General features: G+C 59.9%; 18 protein-coding genes. 9 read left to right on the top strand and 9 right to left on the bottom strand.

Annotated elements, in window-relative coordinates; genetic code table 11:
- Positions 1-11 precede the first annotated feature (11 nt).
- Positions 12-1,349: an MFS transporter gene (locus ACK6BI_RS05155; RefSeq protein ID WP_409316236.1), complete on the bottom strand. Its 1,338-nt coding sequence runs from the start codon at positions 1,347-1,349 to the stop codon at positions 12-14.
- 272 nt (positions 1,350-1,621) lie between these two features.
- Here ACK6BI_RS05155 and quiC point away from each other — a divergent pair, with 272 nt between their 5' ends.
- Positions 1,622-3,523, top strand: coding sequence for a 3-dehydroshikimate dehydratase QuiC (gene quiC / locus ACK6BI_RS05150; protein ID WP_409316235.1), 1,902 nt, complete (start codon positions 1,622-1,624; stop codon positions 3,521-3,523).
- A gap of 102 nt (positions 3,524-3,625) precedes the next feature.
- Positions 3,626-4,303: a TetR family transcriptional regulator gene (locus ACK6BI_RS05145; protein WP_409316234.1), complete on the top strand. Its 678-nt coding sequence runs from the start codon at positions 3,626-3,628 to the stop codon at positions 4,301-4,303.
- A gap of 23 nt (positions 4,304-4,326) precedes the next feature.
- Here the strand turns inward: ACK6BI_RS05145 and ACK6BI_RS05140 are convergent, their stop codons facing one another.
- The 3 genes from ACK6BI_RS05140 to ACK6BI_RS05130 form a co-directional block, all read right to left on the bottom strand.
- Positions 4,327-5,181 carry a shikimate dehydrogenase gene (locus ACK6BI_RS05140; RefSeq protein ID WP_409316233.1) on the bottom strand — a complete coding sequence of 285 codons (855 nt, stop codon included), beginning with the start codon at positions 5,179-5,181 and terminating at the stop codon, positions 4,327-4,329.
- Between the two features lie 5 nt (positions 5,182-5,186).
- The gene (aroQ, locus tag ACK6BI_RS05135; RefSeq protein WP_409316232.1) at positions 5,187-5,627 is read right to left on the bottom strand and encodes a type II 3-dehydroquinate dehydratase; all 441 of its coding nucleotides are present in this window, start codon (positions 5,625-5,627) and stop codon (positions 5,187-5,189) included.
- A 131-nt stretch (positions 5,628-5,758) separates the two neighbouring features.
- Positions 5,759-6,670 (bottom strand): LysR substrate-binding domain-containing protein, encoded by a 912-nt coding sequence (locus tag ACK6BI_RS05130; RefSeq protein ID WP_409316231.1) that lies wholly within the window; start codon positions 6,668-6,670, stop codon positions 5,759-5,761.
- A 197-nt stretch (positions 6,671-6,867) separates the two neighbouring features.
- Here ACK6BI_RS05130 and ACK6BI_RS05125 point away from each other — a divergent pair, with 197 nt between their 5' ends.
- Both ACK6BI_RS05125 and ACK6BI_RS05120 read left to right on the top strand, forming a co-directional pair.
- A complete protein-coding gene (locus ACK6BI_RS05125) occupies positions 6,868-7,296 on the top strand; it encodes a DUF4160 domain-containing protein (RefSeq protein WP_409316230.1) in 429 nt (142 codons plus the stop codon).
- Positions 7,293-7,739 carry a DUF2442 domain-containing protein gene (locus ACK6BI_RS05120; protein WP_409316229.1) on the top strand — a complete coding sequence of 149 codons (447 nt, stop codon included), beginning with the start codon at positions 7,293-7,295 and terminating at the stop codon, positions 7,737-7,739. The genes ACK6BI_RS05125 and ACK6BI_RS05120 overlap by 4 nt, the downstream gene beginning before the upstream one ends.
- A 56-nt stretch (positions 7,740-7,795) precedes the next feature.
- Here ACK6BI_RS05120 and trmA read toward each other — a convergent pair whose 3' ends face one another.
- Both trmA and ACK6BI_RS05110 read right to left on the bottom strand, forming a co-directional pair.
- Complete coding sequence (gene trmA / locus ACK6BI_RS05115) at positions 7,796-8,875, bottom strand: tRNA (uridine(54)-C5)-methyltransferase TrmA (protein WP_236190069.1); 1,080 nt, start codon at positions 8,873-8,875, stop codon at positions 7,796-7,798.
- Positions 8,872-10,167, bottom strand: a complete 1,296-nt coding sequence (locus tag ACK6BI_RS05110; protein ID WP_065257543.1) for an NCS2 family permease — start codon at positions 10,165-10,167, stop codon at positions 8,872-8,874. The genes trmA and ACK6BI_RS05110 overlap by 4 nt, the downstream gene beginning before the upstream one ends.
- A gap of 220 nt (positions 10,168-10,387) precedes the next feature.
- Between ACK6BI_RS05110 and ACK6BI_RS05105 the strand changes: the two genes are divergently transcribed.
- A complete protein-coding gene (locus ACK6BI_RS05105; RefSeq protein WP_409316228.1) occupies positions 10,388-10,837 on the top strand; it encodes a DUF4879 domain-containing protein in 450 nt (149 codons plus the stop codon).
- A 50-nt stretch (positions 10,838-10,887) separates the two neighbouring features.
- On the opposite strand, the gene ACK6BI_RS05100 is transcribed toward ACK6BI_RS05105, so the two are convergent.
- Positions 10,888-12,126 carry an MFS transporter gene (locus ACK6BI_RS05100; protein ID WP_065257539.1) on the bottom strand — a complete coding sequence of 413 codons (1,239 nt, stop codon included), beginning with the start codon at positions 12,124-12,126 and terminating at the stop codon, positions 10,888-10,890.
- Between the two features lie 399 nt (positions 12,127-12,525).
- Between ACK6BI_RS05100 and ACK6BI_RS05095 the strand changes: the two genes are divergently transcribed.
- The 3 genes from ACK6BI_RS05095 to ACK6BI_RS05085 are packed head-to-tail and all read left to right on the top strand — an operon-like array spanning position 12,526 to position 15,198.
- On the top strand, positions 12,526-13,962 hold the full coding sequence (locus tag ACK6BI_RS05095; RefSeq protein ID WP_409316227.1) for a cytochrome ubiquinol oxidase subunit I: 1,437 nt from the start codon (positions 12,526-12,528) through the stop codon (positions 13,960-13,962).
- 3 nt (positions 13,963-13,965) lie between these two features.
- A complete protein-coding gene (gene cydB / locus ACK6BI_RS05090; protein ID WP_409316226.1) occupies positions 13,966-14,973 on the top strand; it encodes a cytochrome d ubiquinol oxidase subunit II in 1,008 nt (335 codons plus the stop codon).
- A gap of 57 nt (positions 14,974-15,030) precedes the next feature.
- Positions 15,031-15,198 carry a DUF2474 domain-containing protein gene (locus ACK6BI_RS05085; RefSeq protein WP_197870544.1) on the top strand — a complete coding sequence of 56 codons (168 nt, stop codon included), beginning with the start codon at positions 15,031-15,033 and terminating at the stop codon, positions 15,196-15,198.
- Between the two features lie 69 nt (positions 15,199-15,267).
- Here ACK6BI_RS05085 and ACK6BI_RS05080 read toward each other — a convergent pair whose 3' ends face one another.
- Together ACK6BI_RS05080 and ACK6BI_RS05075 are read right to left on the bottom strand one after the other, a co-directional pair.
- Complete coding sequence (locus tag ACK6BI_RS05080; RefSeq protein WP_409316225.1) at positions 15,268-16,392, bottom strand: methyltransferase; 1,125 nt, start codon at positions 16,390-16,392, stop codon at positions 15,268-15,270.
- A 164-nt stretch (positions 16,393-16,556) separates the two neighbouring features.
- A complete protein-coding gene (locus ACK6BI_RS05075; protein WP_409316224.1) occupies positions 16,557-17,270 on the bottom strand; it encodes an autoinducer binding domain-containing protein in 714 nt (237 codons plus the stop codon).
- Between the two features lie 317 nt (positions 17,271-17,587).
- Here ACK6BI_RS05075 and ACK6BI_RS05070 point away from each other — a divergent pair, with 317 nt between their 5' ends.
- Positions 17,588-18,364, top strand: coding sequence for a ferredoxin--NADP reductase (locus ACK6BI_RS05070; protein WP_409316223.1), 777 nt, complete (start codon positions 17,588-17,590; stop codon positions 18,362-18,364).
- Positions 18,365-18,383 lie beyond the last annotated feature (19 nt).

The raw sequence follows: 18,383 nt of genomic DNA, 5'->3' as shown, positions 1-18,383 counted from the left end.
ATACAGGACGATTACTCAGTGACGGTAGGAATCTTGCGCGGTGCCATGAAGTACATCCAGGTCAGGGCAATGAAGTACATCGCCGGGATCAGGGTGAACAACACGGTGTAATTGTTGTTGGTGACGGTCAGGATGTGGCCGACGATCTGGGTCATGAACATTCCGCCGATTGCTGCGCACATGCCGCCGAAACCGAACACCGTGCTCATCATGTGCTTGGGCGTGTAGTCCATCACCAGGCTCCAGATGTTGGCGGTCCAGGCCTGATGCGCGCCGATGGCCAGGGAGATGGCGGCGACGGCGATCCACAGGTTGGCGGATCCGGCAGCCATCACCACGCCGATGATGCAGCAGGCGAACAGGAACATCGACAGCAGCCGCGCCTTGATCGAGTTCATGCCGCGACCGATCAGGAACGAAGACAGAATCCCGCCCCCCACGCTGCCGAAGTCGGCAGTCACGTAAATGATGATCAATGGAATGCCCATCTGGGTGACGTTGATGCCCAGGTTGTATTGCTGATTGAGAAACGGCGGCAGCCAGTACAGGTAGAACCAGAACACCGGCGCGGTCAGCGCGTAGGCGAGGGCGAAGGCCCAGGTGCCGCGCATGCGCAGGATGCGCGAGAACGGCACGCCGGCCTGTTCCGGTTCGATTTCTTTCTGGATGTAGTCCAGTTCCGACTGTTTGACGCTCGGATGATCTTCCGGGTTGAAATACTTCAGACCCCAGAACAGCAGCCAGATCCCGCCCAATGCCGACATGCACAGGAACGCGGCCTGCCAGCCCCAGGCGTGAAGGATCAGCGGGAGCAGCATCGGGGTGAACATCGCGCCGACGTTGGTGCCGGCGTTGAAGATGCCGGTGGCCACGGCGCGCTCGCCGGCCGGGAACCACAGGCGCGTGGTCTTCACACAGGCCGGGTAGTTGGCCGCTTCGGTCAGGCCGAGGATGAACCGGCAGACCATGAAGCCCGCCGCCGAGGTCGCCAGACCATGGGCGCCGGTGGCCAGGCTCCATAGCAGCACGGCGCAGAAGAACACGCGTTTGACGCCGACCCGGTCGATCAGCCGTCCCTGCAGCACGAAGCCGATGGCGTAGCCGACCTGAAACCAGAAGTTGATGTTGGCGTAATCCATCGCCGTCCAGCTCATTTCCCTGGCGAGGATCGGCTGCATGACGCCGAGGGCGGCGCGGTCGATGTAGTTCAGAGTGGTGGCGAAAAACACCAGCGCCAGCATGCCCCAACGGGTCTTGCCGACGGCCATGGCGCCGCGGAGCTTGTCGCCGATGCCACCGGTGGCAGGGCTCATGGCCGGGGCCATGCGGGAAGTCTGTGAAGGAATCATGTGTTCCACCCGTTTTTGGATTTGTTATTTGGTGTGCTTTTTTGTGCACGCTGCGACCGGTGCTTCAGATCCGGACTCAAGGTGAAAGGGATGTTGGGCAGTGGGCAAAAAATCGTCAATTCGCCAGACCGGCATTGTGTTCGATAATCGCACGCAAAACTAACCGGGTAGTACAGTTTAAATTGCTCATTGAAAAACCGGGACCAATAATTCGCTCACCCTATAAAAGCGGCGCAATTTTCGTAGCCGACGTCTCCACCGGGAGTTGAAACATGCAGCGATCCATTGCCACCGTTTCCTTGAGCGGAACCCTGCCGGAAAAACTCGAAGCCATCGCCGCCGCCGGGTTCGACGGGGTGGAGATTTTCGAAAATGATCTTCTGTATTACGACGGCAGTCCCCGGGAAATCCGGCAGATGTGTTCCGACCTCGGAATTGCCATCACTCTGTTCCAGCCGTTTCGCGATTTCGAAGGCTGCCGTCGTGACCGGCTGGAGCGCAATCTGGAGCGGGCCGAGCGCAAGTTCGACCTGATGCAGGAGCTGGGCACCGACCTGGTGCTGGTGTGCAGCAATGCTTCCCCCGACAGCATCGGTGATCGGCAGATCCTGATCGATGACTTGCGCCTGCTGGCCGAGCGCGCCGGTGCTCGCGGCTTGCGCATCGGCTATGAGGCGCTGGCCTGGGGCCGTCACGTCAATACTTATCAACAGGTCTGGGACATTGTCCGCCAGGCCGATCACCCAAGCCTCGGCGTGCTGCTCGACAGCTTCCACACCCTGTCGCTCAAGGGCGATCCACGGGCGATTGCCGAGATTCCCGGCGACAAGATCTTCTTCGTGCAGATGGCTGACGCGCCGATCCTCGCCATGGACGTGCTGGAGTGGAGCCGGCATTTCCGCTGCTTCCCCGGCCAGGGTGAATTCGATCTGCCGGGGTTTCTCGCACCGATCATTCAAAGTGGTTACACCGGGCCGCTGTCGCTGGAAATCTTCAACGACGGCTTCCGCGCCGCGCCACCCCGGGCCAACGCCGCCGACGGTTTGCGTTCGCTGCTGTATCTGGAGGAGAAAACCCGGCAGCGTCTGGAGCAGGACATCCGCCCGGTGGACAACCGTGAAATCCTCTTCGAGACGCCGAAAGCCAGCGAATACAACGGCATCGAATTTCTGGAGTTTGCCGTCGATGAAGCACTCGGTGCCAAGCTGTCGAACTGGCTGGAACGGTTGGGCTTCGTCAAGGCCGGGCAGCATCGCTCCAAGAGCGTCAGCCTGCTGCGTCAGGGCGATATCAACCTGATCCTCAACTCGGAGCCTTATTCCTTCGGTCACAGTTTCTTCGAAGCCCACGGCCCGTCGCTGTGCGCCATCGCCGTGCGGGTCAAGGACAGCGCCAGTGCCCTGGCCCGCGCCGTCGCTTATAAAGGTCAGCCCTATCGCGGACTGGTCGGCCCCAACGAGCTGGAGCTGGCAGCCGTGCGCGCGCCGGACGGCAGCCTGATTTATCTGGTGGATGAGGACGCGGATGTCTACGGCACCGACTTCAATCTGCTGCCGGGCGTGGTGACGCACGGCGGTCTCAAGCGCATCGACCACATGGCCATGGCGCTGCCGGCGGACAGCCTCGACAGCTGGGTGTTGTTCTACAAGAGCCTGCTGGATTTCGAGGCTGACGACGAAGTGGTGTTGCCCGATCCATACGGACTGGTGAAGAGCCGGGCGCTGCGCAGTCGTGACAGCTCGATCCGTTTGCCGCTGAACATTTCCGAGAACCGCAACACCGCAATCTCACACGCCTTGTCGAGTTATCGCGGTTCCGGGGTGCACCATATCGCGTTCGATTGCGATGATATTTTTGCTCAGGTCCGCGACGCGAAAGAGGCGGGCGTGCCGTTGCTGGATATTCCGCTCAACTATTACGATGACCTCGCCGCGCGTTTCGATTTCGATGACGAGTTCCTCAGCGAGCTGGCGTACTACAACGTGCTCTACGACCGCGATGCTCAGGGCGGCGAGTTGTTTCACGTTTATACCGAGCCGTTCGAAGGGCGTTTCTTCTTCGAGATCATCCAGCGCAAGAGTGGTTACGCTGGCTATGGCGCGGCCAACGTCGCGGTGCGGCTGGCGGCGATGGCCAAAGCACGCAGTGGCGCCGTTCGCCAGGCGAAGTTGTAGGAAATTCGTAAACGCGGGATTAAACACGGGCCTCGCGGCTTCCTTCACTGTGCCGCGCGGCCCATAATCGCCAGCCTGTGCAGTGATGGCCGTGAGCCCGCAATGACAATGACTTCAGAACTTTCCGCAGCCCCTGTCGTACCAGTGGTAGAGCCGCGCAAGAGTCGCAAGAACAACCCGGAAAAAACCCGCGAGAACATCCTTCAGGAAGCGATCGTCGAGTTCGTGCAGCAAGGTCTGTCCGGTGCTCGCGTCGATGCGATCGCCGAACGTATCCACACCTCAAAGCGCATGATTTATTACTACTTCGGCAGCAAGGAGCAGCTGTACGTCGAGGTGCTGGAGAAGCTCTACGGTGATATCCGCAGCACCGAAAGCCGTCTTCACCTGGCCGAGCTGCCGCCGGTGGAGGCGATCCGGCGCCTGGTGGAGTTCACCTTCGATCATCATGATCGCAATGTCGATTTCGTGCGTATCGTCTGCATCGAAAACATCCACAACGCCGAGTACGTGAAGCGTTCCGATGCGATCAAGGCAATGAACAACACCATTCTTGATTCGCTTGGGGAGATCCTGGCGCGGGGTGCCGCTGAAGGGGTCTTCCGCGCCGGACTCGATGCGCTGGATGTGCATCTGTTGATCAGTTCGTTCTGCTTCTATCGCGTGTCGAACCGCCACACGTTCGGTGAGATCTTTCAGATCGACCTGCCGGACGAAGCCATAAAACAGCGCCATCGCGAGATGATTTGCGAGTCGGTGCTGCGCTATCTGCAAGCCTGAAGGCCAACCGGGGGCGTTGCCCCCTATCCGTTCATGCTTTGAAAATGCGCCAGCATTCGCTGTGCGTCCGGCACCACGCCGCTGAACAATTCAAACGCCTTCACCGCCTGAAACACTGCCATGTTGCCGCCATCCAGAGTCCGGCAACCCAGAGCACGGGCATTGCGCAGCAATTCGGTTTCCAGCGGGAAATACACGATCTCCGCCACCCACAGTTCCTTGTGTAGTAATGCCGCCGGTACCGGTGTGCCCGGAAGCTTGGCCATGCCCATTGGTGTGGTGTTCACCAACCCGTCGGCATGGCTCAGTGTGCTTGCCAGATCATGCCCGGCCAAGGCGCGACCGGCGCCGAAATGCTGATTGAGGTTGTTGGCCAGGCTTTCGGCGCGTTCCGCAGCCACATCAAAAATGTTCAATTGCTGCACGCCTTCGCTCAACAAGGCGTGAGCCACCGCCGCGCCGGCGCCACCGGCACCCATCTGGACCACACGCTCGCGGGCGACGTCTGGCAGGCCACGACGAAAACCCTCGGCGAAACCCAGGCAATCGGTGTTGTGGCCGACGCGTTTGCCGTCCTTGAGCACCACCGTGTTCACGGCACCGATGCCTCGTGCTTCCGGAGACAATGCATCGAGCAGCGGGATGATTGCCTGCTTGCACGGAAAGGTGATGTTCAGCCCGGTGTAGTTCATGCGCTCGGCGGCCAGCAGCAGATCGGACAGGGCATGGCTGTCCAGTTGCAGTTGGTCGAGGTCGATCAAACGGTACAGGTAACGCAACCCCTGTTCGTCACCTTCATGTTCATGCAGTGCCGGAGTGCGGGAGGCCTGAATGCCGGCGCCGATCAGCCCGGCGAGTATCACGTTTTTGCGGTTCATGCGGTTCACCCCTTCAACCGCTGGCTGAAATGCTCCAGGGCCAGGCGATAACCGTGGCTGCCGAAGCCGCACATCACGGCCGTGGCGATGGACGAAACGAACGAGTGATGACGGAACGGCTCGCGGGCGTGGACGTTGGAAAGATGCACTTCGATTACCGGTAATTCACTGGCGACCAGGGCATCGCGGATCGCTACCGATGTGTGCGTCCAGGCCGCCGGGTTGATGATGATGCCGGCGCAGCGTTGCCGGGCGCCGTGAATCCAGTCGAGCAGTTCGCCTTCATGGTTGGTCTGACGAAATTCCACGGCCAGGCCGAATTCTTCGGCGGCGCGCCCGCACAGGGCAGAAATGTCGGCCAGGGTTTCGTGACCGTAAGTCGCCGGTTCACGGGTGCCGAGCAGGTTCAGGTTCGGGCCGTTGAGCACCAGAACGATAGGGGACATGGGGGCAAACTCCACTTATTGTTTTTGGCTTGGGCCGAAGGTTTCGGCTTGTGGAGCTAAATTGTACTAGCTGGTTACTTTAATCAATTGCTCAACATCGACATCCCTGTTTTGTGTGCGGTGATCGGACGTTACTGCGGCAACTGCTCGACCAGAAAATCGATGAACGCCCGGACGCGCAGCGGCATATGGCGGTTCTGGGGATACAGCAACGTGAACGGTCGCGAACGTCCGCTGTAGGGTTTGAGCACTTCCACCAGCGAACCGTCGGCCAGTTCTTTTTCGACGATGAAGCGATAAGTCTGGAACAGTCCGGCGCCGTGTCTGGCCAGGGTCACGCCACCGAGCACGTCATCGGAACAACAGAAATTTCCCTCGGCGAGGATTTCCCGAGGCGCGTCTTCGTCATAGAACAGCCAGGTGATCCGCCGCCCGTTGCTGGGCAATTCATACTGAATGCACTCGTGCTGCCCGAGGTCTTCGAGGGTCTGCGGCGTGCCGGCGCGTTTGAGGTAGTCGGGACTGGCAACCACCGCCAATGCTGCATCTTCCAGATGCCGGGCGATCAGACCCGAATCGGGAATCGCCCGTACGCGGATCGCCATGTCGTAACCCTCACCGACGAAGTCGATGTTGCGGTTGCTGATGTGCATGTCGACCTTCACTTGCGGAAAACGCGCATGAAAGGCTGGCAACATCGGCAGGATCCGATGATGGGCGTAAGTTGTAGGAATACTGATGCGCAGGGTGCCGGACGGTTCCTGCTGCCGGCCCATGACCTCCCGTTGCGCCTCCACCAGTTGCGCCAATGCCTGACGGCATTCTTCGTAGTAGCGCCGGCCACTGTCGGTCAATTTCACGCTGCGGGTGGTTCGCGCGAACAACCGCACCCCCAGGCGTTCCTCCATGCGTGACACCGAGCGGCTGACCGCGGCAGGCGTCACCGAAGCTGCCTGCGCCGCAGCGGTGAAACTGCCGCACTCGGCCGCCAGACAAAACAACTCGATGCTGCCCAGCTGAAGATCGTCGAAATGTCGCTGCATGATTGATTACACCGGGGAATGAGTCTTCGTGTGTAGCAAATACGCGGACGTTGCGAAAGAACTGCTTACCATTTTGCCCGTGGCTTGAGCCGTGCCCGCACTAGGCTCGAAAGGTAGCGATCACCGCAGGCGTCGGCGGTCGGATTTGCCAGGGAATGGCAAATGTTGAAACTCTTAAACCTAACGGATGGGTTAGCATGAAGGTATGCAGTTACAAAGGGCTGTCTGTGGTGATCATGTTGCGTGACGAACATTGTCCGCCCCATGCGCACGTAGATTCAGGTGCATGGAGTGCCCGCTTCAAATTCAGCTTCTGGCACAACGGTGTGGAGCTGTGGGATGTGGTGCCCCTGTCGCGACGGCCACCGATTGCAGTGCTTGAGGGGCTGCGTCAGTCGCTGCGTGAAACGGATCATCTGCGGCGGGCCCGTCGAATCTGGTGGACCCGCTTACAGACCGCCTGTCTCGATCACCAATGGTGGGACGGGGACTCGAACGAAGTGGCCATCATGCGCGAAGTCACCGGTGCGACTTTCAGAATTGGATCGGCGTATTACGAACCTGAAGAAAACAAAACCCTGCTGGCCCTGGTCGGTGCTCGGGAAGGTGTGGAGATCGAATTATGAAAACAGTAAAGGCCGGCTTGCATGCTGATCGACCGGTCACGGAAAAGCGTCTTGATGAAGCTGTCGATCGCGGAGGGCTGCGCCGTCGCAGCAGCTTGCAAGCCGTAGCGGTAACGTTTCAGAAGCCATGCATTGCGATCCATTTCGAAGACGGCAGTGGCGTACTGCTGCCGGTGAATCTTTACACCGAGTTCGATGACTTCGAACCGGACGACTTTGCACAGCTGAAAATCGGTTTTGCCGGTACCGCCCTTTGCCATGAAGGCAAGGATCTGCAGATATCCATCGCCGGCATGATCTCGGCCAGTCAGCCCTTGATGTCGATGGCTGCATCGGTGATCGCCTCACGCAACGGGCGTCAGAGCAGCACTGCGAAGGCTGAAGCGGCACGGGCCAACGGCAGGAAGGGCGGGCGCCCGCGCAAGATCGATCCCGTGCCATGAACAGGTACAAAAAAGCCGTCGGTCAGGACGGCTTTCTTGTTTCTGGCACCTGCAGATCAACGCCGGGTCAGCAGCACACCGGATTCCATGTGGTGAGTCCACGGGAACTGGTCGAACAGCGCACAGCGGGTGATCCGGTGCGTGTCGTGCAGTTGCGCGATGTTGGCCGCCAGCGTCTCCGGGTTGCAGGAGATGTACAGGATGTTATCGAAGCGACGGGTCAGTTCGCAGGTGTCCGGGTCCATGCCGGCCCGTGGCGGGTCGACGAACACGCTACCGAACTCGTAGCTTTTCAGATCGATACCGTGCAGGCGACGGAACGGCCGCACTTCGTTCAGGGCTTCGGTCAGCTCTTCGGCGGACAGGCGCACCAGGGTGACGTTATCCACAGCGTTTTCGGCCAGATTGCTCAACGCGGCGTTGACCGATGTCTTGCTGATTTCCGTGGCCAGCACTTTGCGCACACGCGTCGCCAGCGGCAGGGTGAAGTTGCCGTTGCCGCAGTACAGCTCCAGCAGATCGTCGCTGCGATCGCCCAAGGCTTCGTATGCCCAGTTGAGCATCTTCTGGTTCACGGTGCCGTTGGGCTGGGTGAACGCACCTTCCGGCTGGCGATAACTGAAGGTGCGACCGCCGACGTCGAGTTTCTCGACCACGTAGTCGAGGCCGAGCACTTCGCGCTTGCCCTTGGAACGACCGATGATGCTGACGCCCAGGTCCGCCGCCAGTTGGGTGGCCGCCGCGTGCCAGTGCTCGTCCAGCGGACGGTGATAGCACAGGGTGATCATCGCGTCGCCGGCCAGGGTGGTCAGAAACTCCACCTGGAACAGCTTGTGGCTCAGCGCCGCACTGGCCTGCCATGCCGCCTTCAATTGCGGCATCAACTGGTTGATGCGCAGGCTGGCGATCGGGAACTCCTCGATCAGGATCGGCGTGCGCTTGTCGTCCTGGGAGAACATCGCGTAATGCCGTTCACCGGCCTCGCGCCACAGGCGGAATTCGGCGCGCAGGCGGAAGTTCTGCAGCGGCGAATCGAACACCGTTGGTTCCGGTGCATCGAACGGGGCCAGCAGGTCACGCAGACGCGTGACCTTGTCTTCAAGTTGTGCGGCGTAGGCCTGGGAATCAAAAGTCATGCGTTGAACCAACCCAGCTTGATCACGAACAGAATCGACAGGATCACCAGCGCCGGGTTCAGCTCACGGGCACGGCCGGACAGCAGTTTGATTGCAGTCCAGGCGATGAAACCGAAGGCGATGCCGTTGGCGATGGAATAGGTGAAAGGCATCGCCAGGGCGGTGACCACGACCGGCGCGGCAACGGTGATGTCTTCCCAGTCTATTTCCGCCAGGCCCGACGTCATCAGCACGGCGACGAACAGCAGCGCCGGCGCGGTGGCGAAGGCCGGTACGCTGGCGGCCAGCGGCGAGAAGAACAGCGCCAGCAGGAACAGGATCGCGACGACGATGGCGGTCAGGCCGGTACGGCCCCCGGCGCTTACGCCGGCGGCGGATTCGATGTAGCTGGTGGTGGTCGAGGTGCCCAGCAGCGAGCCGGCCATCGCAGCGGTACTGTCGGCGATCAGCGCACGGCCCATCTTCGGCATGTGACCATCCTTGCCCATCAGGCCGGCGCGCTTGGCGACGCCGATCAGGGTGCCGGAATTGTCGAACAGGTCGACGAACAGGAAGGCGAAAATCACGCTGACCAGACCGATGTCCAGTGCACCCTTGATGTCCAGTTGCAGGAAGGTCGGGGCCAGCGAAGGTGGCATCGAGGTCACGCCGCCGAACGGGGTGAAGCCCATCACGATCGAAACGATGGTCACGGCGAGGATGCCGATCAGCACCGCGCCGCGCACTTTCAGGGCTTCAAGGGCGACGATCAGCGCGAAGCCGAGGGTGGCGAGAATCGGTGCCGGTTGTTTCAGGTCACCGAGGCCGACCATGGTGGCCGGGTTGCCGACCACGATACCGGCGTTGTGCAGGGCGATCAGCGCCAGGAACAGGCCGATACCGGCGGCAATCGCCGAACGCAGCGGCAGCGGGATGCTGTTGATGATCCACTCACGGATGCGGAAGATCGACAGCAGGAAGAAACACACGGCCGAGATGAACACGGCACCCAGCGCCACTTGCCAGGTGTGGCCCATGTGCAGCACGACGGTGTAGGTGAAGAAGGCGTTCAGACCCATGCCCGGCGCGAGGGCGATCGGGTAGTTGGCGATCAGGCCCATGACCGTGGAGCCGATGGCGGCTGCCAGACACGTGGCGACGAACACCGCGCCCTTGTCCATGCCGGTCTCGCCGAGGATGCTCGGGTTGACGAACAGAATGTAGGCCATGGCCAGGAAGGTCGTGACGCCCGCCAGAATCTCGGTCCGCACGTTGGTGTTGTGTGCCTTGAGTTGAAACAGCCTTTCCAGCATGTCTGCTCCCCGTGGCGCGCGTGGCGCCGTGAATGTATCGACCTCAACAGCAAAGCACAGACCGTACCAGGCGTCTGGGAAATTGTGGTGGGCCGGAAAAAGCCGCGCATCATACCAGCAGCGTGAGGAATATGGCGGATGTTGGCGTCGATCGTCGGCGAAGTTTTGCACCACGACCAAGTGCGCCATACTGCGCGCTGTTTTTTCGGGGATGGATGGCATGAACAAGGGTTGGATGAAGGCCGGCGGGCTGATCGCACTGCTGATGAGCACGACAAGCGCTGCACTTGCCGCCTCGGCACCGCCGCTGAGCGAAGTGAAAGTCATCAAGGTGCAGTCATCGTCCTGCGGCCTCGAGGACATTTCCGATGGTCAGGTGCAGACCCGTTGCGATCACGGCGGCCCGGGCATCAAGGTCTATGTGCTGGAAATCGGCTATGGCCAGAGCCAGCCTCAGGCGGCACTGGACGGGTTTGAAGTGAACGGTACGCGAAGCCCGGTGTGCGCCTTCGATAACGGCAACCTGACCGAGTGCACGCCCGGCAGCAAAACCGTCGGTTCTCTGTATACCTTCGATCTGGCAGGTCGCCAGGAGGGCACGTTCACGTTCAGCAACACGTCGATCAACGCCCCGCGCAATACATTGTCGACGCAGCTTTACATCAAATAACGAAAGAGGCCGGCGGGCTTGTGCCTGACATCCTGTCTGTGCGAGCGACGTCAGGCCTTCACCTCGTCCACCGGCACATGCATCCGGTCGCGACTGGCCAGGGTCGGGAACAGTTTGATCCAGGTCCCGGTTACCACCAGCGTGCCGATGCCGCCCATCACCACCGCCGGCACGGTGCCGAACCAGTGGGCGGTGAGACCGGATTCGAACTCGCCCAACTGGTTCGACGCACCGATGAACAGGCCGTTCACTGCGCTGACCCGGCCGCGCATTTCGTCCGGGGTTTCCAGTTGCACGAACGAGGCGCGGATCACCATGCTGATCATGTCCGCCGCGCCGAGTACCACCAGCACCGCCAATGAGAACCAGAATGACGTCGACAGGCCGAAGGCGATGGTGGCGACGCCGAATACGCCGACGGCGGTGAACATCACCCGGCCTACATTGCGCTCGACGGCGAAGCGCGCCAGGAACAGCGACATCATCAACGCGCCCACCGCCGGTGCCGAACGCAGCAGCCCCAGCCCCCACGGTCCGGTCAACAGAATGTCCTTGGCGAACACCGGCAACAGTGCGGTAGCCCCGCCGAGCAGTACGGCGAACAGATCCAGTGAGATCGCACCAAGAATGTCCGGCCGACTGCGGATGAAGCGAATCCCCGCCAGCAGCGAGTCCAGTGTCGCCTTGCCCTTGTTCAGCGGGGTCTGTCGGGCAGGCAGGTTGAGCATCAGCGTGCAGGCAATCACGTACAGCACCACGGTCGGGCCATACACCCAGACGCTGCCGAAGGCATAAAGCAGACCGCCAAGAGCCGGGGCGACGATGGTTGCCGATTGCTGCGCCGACTGCGCCGCCGCGACCGCTCGGGGGAACAGTGCGCCGGGCACAATGCTTGGGAGCAATGCCTGAGTGGTCGGCATCTCGAACGAGCGCGCGGCGCCGAGCAGGAACGCCAGGATAAAAATCATTTCCCGGGTGACATGATCGGTGGCGCTGCCAATGGCCAGAGACAGCGCGATCAATGCCTGTAGCGACTGGCAGATCGCAGCGACCTTGCGCCGATCGTAGCGGTCGGCGACATGCCCAGTGTGCAGCATGAACAGCACCCGCGGTGCGAACTCCACCAGTCCGACCAGGCCCAGGTCGAGCACGTTGCCAGTCAGTTGATAGAGGTTCCAGCCGATCGCCACGGTGAGCATCTGGAAACCGCTGGCAGTGAAGATCCGGGCCAGCCAGAACGCGAGAAAAGGACGATGGTGACGTAACAGCAAGGGCTCTTGGCTGGGCATCTGCGGGCCGGTCTTGATCGAGGGGAACCGCGAGATTATCACCAGTCTGTAACAGGGAGTTGCCATGATGAAAAATTTAGTTAGCCAGACATCGAATTTCCACCGTCAGGACATCGAACCGGCCAAGGATGTATTTCAGGGCGTTGCCGGGACTGTGAGGCAACTTGTCACGCGGCAATAGACCACGCGGTTTCTCGTCGGAAATGGGACTACTCTTTCTACGTTGATTGATCCAGATCAAGACCCTTCGCGGAACTGATCCGTGACCCGTCGGCAGACTCCCTGCGTCGCGATGCCTGTAAAAAGAAGAACGAATCCGAGTTCGCCGCACTCCATACCCGTGGGGGCAGTGGTTCAAGGTCGCCAGCCCTGGAACCGTTATCTGACAGAGGAAAGCTTATGTTCGGTTTAGAGGCACTCGATCTCGCCCGAATCCAGTTTGCGTTCACCATCTCGTTCCACATCCTGTTTCCGGCGATCACCATCGGTCTTGCGAGCTATCTTGCGGTGCTGGAAGGTCTGTGGCTGAAAACCGGCAACGACACGTACCGCGATCTCTACCATTTCTGGTCGAAGATCTTTGCCGTCAACTTCGGCATGGGCGTGGTCTCGGGGCTGGTCATGGCCTATCAGTTCGGCACCAACTGGAGCCGTTTCTCGGATTTTGCCGGTTCAGTCACCGGGCCTTTGCTGACCTATGAGGTGCTCACGGCGTTCTTCCTCGAAGCCGGTTTCCTCGGGGTGATGCTGTTCGGCTGGAACAAGGTCGGGCGCAAGCTGCACTTCTTTTCCACGGTCATGGTGGCCATCGGTACATTGATCTCGACGTTCTGGATTCTGGCGTCCAACAGCTGGATGCAGACACCGCAGGGTTTCGAGATCGTCAACGGCCAGGTGATCCCGACCGACTGGCTGGCCATTGTCTTCAACCCGTCATTCCCTTATCGCCTGATGCACATGGCGACTGCCGCGTTTGTCGCAACGGCGTTCTTCGTCGGCTCGTCGGCAGCGTGGCACCTGCTGCGCGGCAAGGACAACCCGGCCATTCGCACCATGCTGTCGATGGCGATGTGGATGGCGTTGATCGTTGCACCGATCCAGGCAGTGATCGGCGACTTCCACGGCCTCAACACCCTCAAACACCAACCGGCGAAAATCGCTGCGATCGAAGGTCACTGGGAAAACGTTGGTAACGAAGCGACGCCGCTGATCCTGTTCGGCTGGCCGGACATGAAAGAAGAGAAAACCAGATATGCCGTGGAGATCCCGTATCTCGGCAGCCTGATCCTGACTCACTCGCTGGACAAACAGGTGCCGGCGCTCAAGGAGTTTCCACCTGAGGACCGGCCCAATTCGACCATTGTGTTCTGGTCGTTCCGGATCATGGTCGGCCTCGGTTTGCTGATGATCTTCACCGGACTCTGGAGCCTGTGGCTGCGCAAGCGCGACACGCTCTACACCTCGCGACCGTTCCTGTATCTGGCGTTGTGGATGGGGCCGTCCGGGCTGATCGCGATCCTGGCCGGCTGGTTCACCACGGAAATCGGCCGTCAGCCCTGGGTGGTCTACGGGCTGATGCGTACGGCGGATGCGTCTTCCAACCACAGTTTCATGCAGATGAGCATCACGCTGATCATGTTCGTGGTGGTGTATTTCGCGCTGTTCGGTGCGGGGCTGGGCTACATGATGCGTCTGGTGCGCAAAGGGCCGAAGACCGACGAAGGCAAGGAAACCAACGACGGTGGTCCCGGCCAGAAACGTACACCGGCCCGTCCATTGTCTGCTGCCGATGACGAAGGCGCCGAACACGACCGCACCCTGACCAAGGAGATTTGAACCATGGGTATTGATCTTCCGCTGATCTGGGCCGTGATCATCATCTTCGGCATCATGATGTACGTGGTCATGGACGGCTTCGACCTGGGGATCGGGATTCTCTTCCCGTTCATCCCCGGCAAGACCGATCGCGACGTCATGATGAACACCGTCGCTCCGGTATGGGACGGCAACGAAACCTGGCTGGTACTGGGCGGTGCGGCATTGTTCGGCGCCTTCCCGCTGGCCTATTCGGTGGTGCTGTCGGCGTTGTACCTGCCGCTGATCTTCATGCTGATCGGGCTGATTTTCCGCGGCGTGGCGTTCGAGTTTCGCTTCAAGGCCAAGGACGCCAAGCGTCACCTGTGGGACAAGGCGTTCATCGGTGGCTCGGTGGCAGCAACGTTCTTCCAGGGTGTAGCGCTTGGCGCTTTCATCGATGGCTTGCCTGTGGTCAACCGACAATACGCCGGCGGTTCACTGGACTGGCTGACACCGTTCACGATGTTCTGCGGCGCCGCGCTGGTGGTGGCATACGCCTTGCTCGGCTGCACCTGGCTGATCATGAAGACCGAAGGCAAACTGCAGAAACAGATGCATGATCTGGCGCGTCCTCTGGCCTTCGTTCTGTTGGCAGTGATCGGTGTCGTCAGTCTGTGGACTCCGCTGGCTCATCCGGAAATCGCGACGCGCTGGTTCAGCATGCCGAATCTGTTCTGGTTCATGCCGGTACCGATTCTGGTGCTGGTGACGATGTACGGTCTCATTCGCGCGGTGGCACGCAATGCCAATTACATGCCGTTCCTGCTGACCCTGGTGCTGATCTTCCTCGGTTACAGCGGTCTGGGCATCAGCCTGTGGCCGAATATCGTGCCGCCGTCGATCTCGATCTGGGACGCCGCCGCACCGCCGCAGAGCCAGGGTTTCATGCTGGTCGGCACGCTGTTCATCATTCCGTTCATCCTGGGGTACACCTTCTGGAGCTACTACGTGTTCCGCGGCAAGGTCACCCACGAGGACGGCTATCACTAGGGACGATCACGATGGCGCCAGCTGCGGCGCCATCTCCCTCAACCGGAGGATGAAATCATGACCGGCAAACATTCCCTGCATGACATTGAAGAGGCCGAAAAAAAGCCGCTGTGGCAGCGGCTCGGCTGGCTGGCGATGATCTGGGTCGGCAGTGTCGGCGCGCTGTTCATTGTCGCCAGCCTGATGCGCCTGTTCATGAACGCCGCAGGCCTGACCACGCACTGAAACTTCCCATCCCGTCGCCATGCGGCACGGATTTCTGACCCTCCGAGCGGAGGGTTTTTTTTGTCCGGATTATTTGCGCGCCTTGAGGATGACAAATTTCGGTGTGGCCGCGACCTGCTCGACACCCCGGAACAGGCGCGCCAGTTTGCTGTGATAACCCAGGTGACGGTTGCCGACGATGTACAGCGCACCGCCCACCACCAGCGCTTCGCGGGCTTGCTGGAACATGCGCCAGGCGAGGAAGTCACCGACCACTTGTTGTTGATGAAACGGCGGGTTGCACAGCACGACGTCCAGGGATTGCGTTTCCTGTCCGGCCAGGCCGTCGCCGGCGCGCACGATGACTTGCCGTTCGCCCAATGCTGCGCGCCAGTTCTCCGCGGCTGATTGCACCGCCATGAACGATTCGTCCACCAGCGTGTAATGCGCATCGGGGTTTTGCAGGGCACTGGCGATGGCCAGCACGCCGTTGCCGCAACCGAGGTCGGCGACTCGCGCCGCGCCGAGGCTTGTTGGCAAGTGCGGGAGGAAGGCACGGGTGCCGATGTCCAGCCCTTCACGGCAGAACACGTTGGCGTGATTGAGCAGTTCGATGGCCGGTTGTTCGAGGCGATAACGGCTGGGGTAGGGCGAAAGCGCGGGAGTCTTGGCTTCGGGAGTGGAAATCAGCAATCGGGCCTTTTTCACCGCCAGTGACGCCTGAACCGGTCCGATGTAACGCTCCAGCAGATCACCGGCAGCGCGGGGCAGGTGTTTGATCATGGCGGCGGCCACCACTTGTGCGCCAGGTGCCAATTGCCCTTGCAGACGAATCAGTTGTTCTTCCAGCAGCGCCAGGGTTTTCGGAACACGGATCAGCACCCGGTCGAACGGCCCGACCACCGGTTCGCTGGCCGGCGTGCCGCGCAGTGCATCGAATGTGTGGCCGTTGCGCAGCAAGTTTTTTTCCAGGCCTTGAAACGCCAGAAAGGAATCTCCGCTGGTGCTGACCTGCACTTTGCCCAAAAGGCTGATGGCCAGCGCGCCGAAGCTGTCGTTGAGCACCAGAACCCGTGTCTCGACCGGCAGATTCTGTTCCGCCAGATGGTTGAGCAGGTATTCGTCAGCCGCATCGAAGGCTTGCAGCGGTTCGTTCTGCTGTTCGGGCTGGCGGATCAGATCGAGTTGGGCGAAGGGCGTATCGAGCAAAGGCATGATGCAGGGACTCTGGGTAATCGACGGGTGTCCCGCGGCCCAGGGTAGCGTGCGGCGGAACCGTCCGAGTGGACAGCGGCGCGAGGTTTCGCGTCATCACTCAGGAAGGTCGCAAATGGTACTTTTTTTTCGAAGGCAGTAGTGGTTTGTTTTAGGGGGGGCGACTAGATGATCCCGGCCTTGGCGGCGGCGATGACCGCAGAGATCTTGTTGCAGACGTTCATTTTCACAATCACGTTCTGCACGTGATAGTTCACCGTGCGTTCGCTCAGGCTGAGGATTCTGGCGGTTTCATAGGCGGTCTTTCCGGAAGCACAGAGCTTGAGTACTTCGATCTCCCGTGTGGAGAGGCGAGGCGGTCGAACCTTCTCGGGGCGTGAAGGAAGCGTGCGGGCGAAGAGTTCACTCAGATGGCTGGTGACATAGAACATGTAGCCAAAATGCTCGTACAGCTCGATCGAACTGATGGGGCAGTGGGGGCGGGCCAGACTGAGAATGCTGCACAGACCGCTGTCCTCGTGATGAAAGGACTGCGACCAGCCGTGTTCCAATCCCTGTTCTACTAATGACTCCCACAATTGTGGTGTATTTGAGAATAATGATTCGCTCCAGATAATCGGTAGCATTGAGTGGTTGCAGTGTGCTACTACCGGGTCGTACTCCCAGTGATGTTCCTCTTCATATTGTTTATTCCAAGCCAGCGGATAGTTGTTGATACGCAAGGGCTTTGGCAGTGAGTTGCGGTCAGGCGAACTGATTGAAAATCCGCAAAACTGGAAGCCTATGTTTTTGGCAAATGTAAGTAGAATCGGATAAGCGGTGTCGACTTTCGTGGCGAAAGTCAGCTGCTTTATCTGTGACTCCTTCCAAATTTCCATTTGAATTCTCTCCGAGAATTTTCGCTGGGGGTGCAATATTGGATCCAAGTGAAATGCACGGAAAAGGAGTGTAGGATATTTCCTATACCGGTGTTTGGAATTTTTTGCTCTTAAGGTAGGAGGTAGTTAATCGTTTGTGATTAGCGACATTGGACTATTGGATTGACTCCATCATTTGATGTTTGTGATGTGTCATTTTGCTAGTACTTAATTGCATAACTTTCCCATCAAGAAACCTGGTTCAATCCACTACAAATCGTAGGTTTTTTATTGAGCGTCAGTGCGTGACACTATGGCTATTGCCCAGGGAGTAACCGATGACCGCCAGCGCAGAAAAATTCAGTCGCCAGACCCTGCTTGATGTGCACTCGTTGACGCCGAGTCTGTTCACCTTGCGAACCACCCGCGATGCCGGCTTTCGCTTTCGCGCCGGGCAGTTTGCAAGGCTCGGGGTGACCAGGGATGACGGCAGTACGGTATGGCGAGCCTATTCCATGGTGTCTTCGCCGTTCGACGAATTCCTCGAGTTCTTTTCCATCGTGGTGCCGGGCGGTGAATTCACCAGTGAACTGAGCCGGCTCAGGGCGGGCGATACATTGTTGGTCGATCGTCAGGCCTTTGGCTATCTGACGCTGGACCGTTTCGTCGATGGCCGGGACCTCTGGCTGTTATCCACAGGCACCGGCGTGGCACCGTTTCTATCGATCCTGCAGGACTTCGAGGTCTGGGAGCGATTCGACCGAATCATCCTCGTCTACAGCGTGCGGGAGGCGAGGGAGCTGGCTTATCAACAATTGATCGCCGAACTGATACAGCGGGATTATCTGGCCGAATACGCGCACAAGTTCCAGTTCATCCCGGTCGTGACGCGCGAGCCACACGTCGGGGCGCTGAACGGGCGCATTACCACCCTTATTGAAAACGGCGAGCTTGAGGGCGCGGCCGGGGTCAATCTTGATCCGCTTCACTCGCGGGTCATGCTGTGTGGCAATCCGCAGATGATCGACGACACGCGGGCCCTGCTCAAGCAGCGGGGCATGAGCCTCAGCCTGACGCGGCGGCCAGGACAAGTGGCGGTGGAAAACTACTGGTGAAAAAACGGCGCCCTCAGGC

Origin of the sequence: Pseudomonas sp. KCJK9016, from assembly GCF_046231795.1 — a bacterium.
Classification (GTDB): Bacteria; Pseudomonadota; Gammaproteobacteria; order Pseudomonadales; family Pseudomonadaceae; genus Aquipseudomonas; species Aquipseudomonas bananamidigenes.
The sequence above is the reverse complement of the archived record's forward strand: the minus strand, read 5'-3'. Positions and strand labels throughout refer to the sequence as shown.

What these genes read in the sequence shown, in the direction of transcription:
- ACK6BI_RS05155 (WP_409316236.1), bottom strand. Translation starts at nt 1,349, where the DNA reads ATGATTCCTTCACAGACTTCCCGCATGGCCCCGGCCATGAGCCCTGCC.
- quiC (WP_409316235.1), top strand. Translation starts at nt 1,622, where the DNA reads ATGCAGCGATCCATTGCCACCGTTTCCTTGAGCGGAACCCTGCCGGAA.
- ACK6BI_RS05145 (WP_409316234.1), top strand. Translation starts at nt 3,626, where the DNA reads ATGACAATGACTTCAGAACTTTCCGCAGCCCCTGTCGTACCAGTGGTA.
- ACK6BI_RS05140 (WP_409316233.1), bottom strand. Translation starts at nt 5,181, where the DNA reads ATGAACCGCAAAAACGTGATACTCGCCGGGCTGATCGGCGCCGGCATT.
- aroQ (WP_409316232.1), bottom strand. Translation starts at nt 5,627, where the DNA reads ATGTCCCCTATCGTTCTGGTGCTCAACGGCCCGAACCTGAACCTGCTC.
- ACK6BI_RS05130 (WP_409316231.1), bottom strand. Translation starts at nt 6,670, where the DNA reads ATGCAGCGACATTTCGACGATCTTCAGCTGGGCAGCATCGAGTTGTTT.
- ACK6BI_RS05125 (WP_409316230.1), top strand. Translation starts at nt 6,868, where the DNA reads ATGAAGGTATGCAGTTACAAAGGGCTGTCTGTGGTGATCATGTTGCGT.
- ACK6BI_RS05120 (WP_409316229.1), top strand. Translation starts at nt 7,293, where the DNA reads ATGAAAACAGTAAAGGCCGGCTTGCATGCTGATCGACCGGTCACGGAA.
- trmA (WP_236190069.1), bottom strand. Translation starts at nt 8,875, where the DNA reads ATGACTTTTGATTCCCAGGCCTACGCCGCACAACTTGAAGACAAGGTC.
- ACK6BI_RS05110 (WP_065257543.1), bottom strand. Translation starts at nt 10,167, where the DNA reads ATGCTGGAAAGGCTGTTTCAACTCAAGGCACACAACACCAACGTGCGG.
- ACK6BI_RS05105 (WP_409316228.1), top strand. Translation starts at nt 10,388, where the DNA reads ATGAACAAGGGTTGGATGAAGGCCGGCGGGCTGATCGCACTGCTGATG.
- ACK6BI_RS05100 (WP_065257539.1), bottom strand. Translation starts at nt 12,126, where the DNA reads ATGCCCAGCCAAGAGCCCTTGCTGTTACGTCACCATCGTCCTTTTCTC.
- ACK6BI_RS05095 (WP_409316227.1), top strand. Translation starts at nt 12,526, where the DNA reads ATGTTCGGTTTAGAGGCACTCGATCTCGCCCGAATCCAGTTTGCGTTC.
- cydB (WP_409316226.1), top strand. Translation starts at nt 13,966, where the DNA reads ATGGGTATTGATCTTCCGCTGATCTGGGCCGTGATCATCATCTTCGGC.
- ACK6BI_RS05085 (WP_197870544.1), top strand. Translation starts at nt 15,031, where the DNA reads ATGACCGGCAAACATTCCCTGCATGACATTGAAGAGGCCGAAAAAAAG.
- ACK6BI_RS05080 (WP_409316225.1), bottom strand. Translation starts at nt 16,392, where the DNA reads ATGCCTTTGCTCGATACGCCCTTCGCCCAACTCGATCTGATCCGCCAG.
- ACK6BI_RS05075 (WP_409316224.1), bottom strand. Translation starts at nt 17,270, where the DNA reads ATGGAAATTTGGAAGGAGTCACAGATAAAGCAGCTGACTTTCGCCACG.
- ACK6BI_RS05070 (WP_409316223.1), top strand. Translation starts at nt 17,588, where the DNA reads ATGACCGCCAGCGCAGAAAAATTCAGTCGCCAGACCCTGCTTGATGTG.